Annotated in this window: 1 protein-coding gene; it reads right to left on the reverse strand. The window is 66.2% G+C overall.

Annotated features, from left to right (window positions below; translation table 11 throughout):
* Nucleotides 1–228, reverse strand: a 228-nt coding sequence (locus SB717_RS37225) for a ThiF family adenylyltransferase (protein ID WP_410908134.1), incomplete at its 3' end; no start/stop codon positions are given.
* Nucleotides 229–260: the final 32 nt, after the last annotated feature.

Consider the following 260-nt stretch of genomic DNA (forward strand, 5'->3'; position numbering starts at 1 on the left):
TGAGCGACGCGCGCCGACAACGCGGGGTAGGTTGGTCGGATCGAGCCGATCCGGGTCGATGTAAAGGAGTTCGCCCACACCGAGTCGGGCGAGGTATTCCCCGATGAGGGAGCCGATGCCGCCGAGCCCCACAACAGCAACCTTGGAGCTGGCGAGGATCGCCTGCCCGCGATCGCCAAAAATACGGGCTTGGCGGTCGTAGGTGGGGTCTGCCACCTTGGCCGGCACAGGCTCTCGAGTGAGGGAGAGCTGGGGTCGTC

The sequence above is a fragment of the Priestia sp. SIMBA_032 genome (assembly GCF_046535215.1).
In the GTDB taxonomy this organism is placed as follows: domain Bacteria; phylum Bacillota; class Bacilli; order Bacillales; family Bacillaceae_H; genus Priestia; species Priestia aryabhattai.